This window comes from Methanocalculus sp., from assembly GCF_029762515.1.
Taxonomy (GTDB): Archaea; Halobacteriota; Methanomicrobia; order Methanomicrobiales; family Methanocorpusculaceae; genus Methanocalculus.
This window is the reverse complement of sequence record NZ_JARVGN010000194.1, coordinates 1-4204: the sequence shown is the minus strand read 5'-3', so window position 1 is coordinate 4204 and position 4204 is coordinate 1. Positions and strand designations below refer to the sequence as shown.

The window sequence follows — 4204 nt, the reverse complement described above, 5'->3', positions numbered from 1 at the left end:
AGAAGAAGAACGGATACGTACACAATCTGCCGGGAACGAACCTGCACAACCATACCGAAGATTCGATAGAACAGAAAAGGAGAGAGGAGAATCGCGGCGATTGCAAGAAGAAGACGATAGGCCATTCCAATCACCCCTGTCCGATCAGCCAACGGTATGAGAAGAAGAACAGCACAGCTCCCGTTGCAAGCGAGACAAAGGCCGCCCGGTCGATTGAGAGAGAATGGAAGACCCGGATGCCACAGAATGTCAGGATGACGAATGTGATGATCAGAAGAGCCGTAAAAGCGATATTCGGGATGAGAAGAGCCGCCCATGCCAGCGGGATTGCAACCACAAGAGCATAGACAGCGGTTTTCATTGTCATCTCAAAGCTTTTTCTGACATCAACAAAGAGCAGGAAGAAGTGCTCGATAAGGCTCGTTCCAAGCAGGAGAACTGCCCCGGTGAGAAGCCCCCCTGCTATTACAATGATGAAGGGAAGAAGAAAGAGGAAGCCACCGGCATCCCCTTCATGAAGCATCATCAAAAATGATGCGCAGTAGACGAGGATCACAATCCCAAAGTACAGGAGGAGATCATCCCGCAGGGGTTTCTGTTCAATCTGCTGAAATGAACGGAGTATGGTGTTGAATATGGTTTTTGATGACATCGAGTGCTCCAAAAATATGCTCAGGACTTCAGGTTCGATTCAAGCTTCATTGCCATGTACATGCCAGCCATGCCAAACAGGACACCCACATAAAACATCATCCCTGCAAAACCCGGCTTTGCACCTTCCTCCCAAATCCCAATGAGAATATAAATGACTCCCAGAATCAACAGGAACGCCAGGATTTTGAGAAACATGATCAGACGCTTACGATCCATGGAATACCTCCAATGTACCACTTAATGCGAAAGACCCCCATCATTCTTTCCTCTCCTGTGAATCCTTTAATCTCCAGAGTCCGTATATGCTGAAGATCAGGATAAAACCGAGAATGTTTGGGATTACACCCTCCATCAGCCAGCCAAAATCCAGCTGGAGAAGAAACGTTCCTGCGAGGAAGACAGACCAGATAAGATAACCGAAAAACCCGCTCTTCAGGAGTGTTTCATTATAGACCGGGCGGCCAAAGATATCCTCCCGCCTCATATTAAGAATGCCGAAGAACCCGACAATAAACGGAATAGTACCTAATAAAAGCCATTGGACAAACGATCCGGGCGAGAGTACCGCGTAAGGACCATGAAAAGTAAAGATCGTATTGAAGAGGATCAGAACCAGCACCAGAAATCCAACGAGGAAACCTCCATAAAGGAGAGCAACCCTCCTCTCCGGATTCTGTGTTTCCTCTCTTCCATCAACGGGAGCAACCTGATTGGAATCAGGCATCTGCATCCCTCGTAGAGATCATATACTAAAGCCTTGATTTGATCTCTATTATACGTTCTGTCCCAATCATCAAACTGTATATTTCCCTTCGATAATCTCCTCAAGCACCGCGAGGGTCTCAACAGGCGTTCCCTTCCTCCCGACCAGCAGCACCTCCACACGTTCGAGGAGCTGCCGGTAGTACTGCTGCCGGAGCTGTGCCTTGTATCCGCTCTTCACCAGCAGGTGGGGGTTGAAATAAGAGTTCGTCTCCAGCAGAAAGAGCGCTTCTTCGGTAGAAAGCCGCCTGACCCCCTCGGCATCAGGTGTCAGCACAAGGATACGACGGAGTGTTGTCAGTGGAAAGATCCGACCCTTCCCAATCGCCCACCGGAGATCCACAACCGCCCGGCCCTCAGCATCATAGTCGGACCGTTCCAGGAGCGGGGCAAATTCGGGCCAGGCAGCGGCGAGATCTGATCGGATATAGAAGTTCTTCTCACTCGAGTACGCAAGCGCCTCATCGCCGAAGATCCTGAAGAAGAACCAGTCATCGGCAATCGCCCGGATCGCCGGATCGAGGAGGAACCCATACGTCTGGGTCGTCTTCCCGGCACCGGATGTTCCTACAATCGCAAACCCTTCTCCCCTGCGATCAAGGCAGGCGCCATGGCAGGAGGCGATCCCGTGGCCGTCCTCCAGGATATCCCCTGCCAGTGCAAGAGCTATTGACTTGATCCACCCGTAATAGGTCATGTTGAAGAGGAACACAGTCTTTGAGATTGGATCGTACCGCACCGCATTTTCGGGAAATGCCGCATTATGCAGGACAAAGAGCCGCCCGTGCGATCGGATCGACTGCGATGCAAAGAAGAAGTTCTCTGAAAACCGAAGCCTTACCGCATTGGAATCGGTGAGCAGCTTGATACAGCAGCCATAGATCTCAGACCGGACTTCATAGAGCTTTGAGTGGTTCAAAGCAGCTAACAAAGAATCCTTCTCAGCCGAATCAATCAGAACAATATCATACCCCATGATGAGGTAGTTGAGCCCTCAATTGATATGAATCTCCCCCCACCAAGGGAATAGACACTATTCACTAACATTACCAGTCATTCATCCCCTAAAAAACAAGACACAGAATGAAGGGGAGAGACCCAGGAATACCCGGAGTGAGAGAGCGGGAGAGGATACACCCTATCCGGGATATTAACAGATGTTAAAGGCAGAAAAACATGAAAGAGCCGTTAAGAGCAGAATATTTTAGGGAATATACAATCTAAATAGAGAGGTGGGAGGGGAGACGAAGAGATCAGCCTCAGGCCGTCTCGACCTTCTCGGCATCCTGGAGGCCGAGTTCCTCAACAGCCTGCTGCCGCATCTTGAACTTCTGGATCTTGCCTGAGATCGTCATCGGGAAGCTGTCGACGAACTTGTAGTACCTCGGCACCTTGTAATGGGCAATTTTGCCTTTGCAGAACGACCGGATATCCTCCTCAGTGAGGGTGTCACCGTTCTCGACCTTCACCCAGGCCATCAATTCCTCGCCGTATTTGATATCAGGAACACCGATGATGTAGGCATCGGCAATCTTTGGGTGGTGGTGGAGGAACTCCTCAATCTCACGAGGATAGATATTCTCTCCGCCCCGGATCACCATCTCCTTCAGGCGGCCGACGATCCGGATGTACCCTTCCTCATCCATAACGCCGAGATCCCCGGTATGGTTCCAGCCATTCGGATCGATGGTGGAGTGGGTGGCGCTTGGATTATTGTAATAGCACTTCATCACCATGTAGCCGCGTGCACAGATCTCTCCCGGCTCACCGCGGGGCACAAGCCGCCGTGTCTGCGGATCGACGATCTTCAGCTCGGTATGGGGCATCACCCTGCCAACAGTCGAGACCCGCCTGACAAGCGGATCATCGACGGTGGACATCGTCACACCGGGAGAGGTCTCGGTCTGGCCATAGACGATGACGATCTCGGACATATTCATCCGGGTATTCACCTCCTTCATCACCTCGATCGGGCAGGGCGAACCGGCCATGATCCCGGTACGGAGAGAATCAAGCCTGTACGAATCAAAGTCAGGGAGTGAGAGTTCCGCGATGAACATCGTCGGGACACCGTGGAGAGCGGTGCACCGCTCATCCTGGACAGCCTTCAGCACCGCCTCGGCATTGAAGACCGGGGCCGGGAGCACCATCGTCGAGCCATGGGTGACGCAGGCGAGGTTTGAGAGGACCATCCCAAAGCAATGGTAGAACGGCACCGGGATACAGAGCCGATCCTTCTCGGAAAACCGCATCCCCTCCCCGATCACAAACCCGTTATTTAAGATGCTGTGATGGGAGAGGACGACCCCCTTCGGGTACCCGGTTGTTCCTGAAGTGTACTGGATATTGATCGGATCATCAAACTCTAAGATCTCTTCCCGCTCCTTCAGCTCTCCGGGTGAGATATCCTCTGCCATCTCATGAATCTCCTTCCAGAGGAACATCCCATCCTTTGGCTCATCTCCAAGGAAGATCACATTCTTCAGGTACGGGAAGGTATCCGAGTTGATCCGGCCCGGCCGCGACGATGCCGCCTCAGGGCATGCCTCATAGAACATCCCGATATAATCCGAGGTCTTGAACTGCCCCTGGATGATCAGGGTCTGCACCTCGGACTGTTTCAGGGCATACTCAAGCTCATAGGTCCGGTATGCCGGGTTGATGTTCACCATGATTGCGCCGATCTTGGCGGTTGCGAACTGGACTACTACCCATTCCGCATAATTGAGCGACCAGATCGCCACACGGTTCCCGCGCTCCACCCCAAGGGCCATCAGGCCGCGGGCAA

At 52.3% G+C, this 4204-nt stretch carries 5 protein-coding genes; all 5 read right to left on the bottom strand.

Annotated elements, in window-relative coordinates:
- Positions 1-130: 130 nt before the first annotated feature.
- Positions 131-652: a YIP1 family protein gene (locus QCH34_RS07790; protein ID WP_300332523.1), complete on the bottom strand. Its 522-nt coding sequence runs from the start codon at positions 650-652 to the stop codon at positions 131-133.
- 20 nt (positions 653-672) lie between these two features.
- Positions 673-870, bottom strand: coding sequence for a hypothetical protein (locus QCH34_RS07785; protein WP_300332520.1), 198 nt, complete (start codon positions 868-870; stop codon positions 673-675).
- A 40-nt stretch (positions 871-910) separates the two neighbouring features.
- Positions 911-1378, bottom strand: a complete 468-nt coding sequence (locus QCH34_RS07780; protein WP_300332518.1) for a hypothetical protein — start codon at positions 1376-1378, stop codon at positions 911-913.
- Between the two features lie 69 nt (positions 1379-1447).
- The gene (locus tag QCH34_RS07775; protein ID WP_300332515.1) at positions 1448-2392 is read right to left on the bottom strand and encodes an aldolase; all 945 of its coding nucleotides are present in this window, start codon (positions 2390-2392) and stop codon (positions 1448-1450) included.
- A gap of 283 nt (positions 2393-2675) precedes the next feature.
- On the bottom strand, positions 2676-4204 hold a 1529-nt coding region (locus tag QCH34_RS07770; RefSeq protein ID WP_300332513.1), incomplete at its 5' end, for an AMP-binding protein.

Excerpts from the sequence above, each read along its gene's own strand:
- QCH34_RS07780 (WP_300332518.1), bottom strand. The coding sequence starts at position 1,378 with ATGCCTGATTCCAATCAGGTTGCTCCCGTTGATGGAAGAGAGGAAACA.
- QCH34_RS07775 (WP_300332515.1), bottom strand. The coding sequence starts at position 2,392 with ATGGGGTATGATATTGTTCTGATTGATTCGGCTGAGAAGGATTCTTTG.
- QCH34_RS07785 (WP_300332520.1), bottom strand. The coding sequence starts at position 870 with ATGGATCGTAAGCGTCTGATCATGTTTCTCAAAATCCTGGCGTTCCTG.
- QCH34_RS07790 (WP_300332523.1), bottom strand. The coding sequence starts at position 652 with ATGTCATCAAAAACCATATTCAACACCATACTCCGTTCATTTCAGCAG.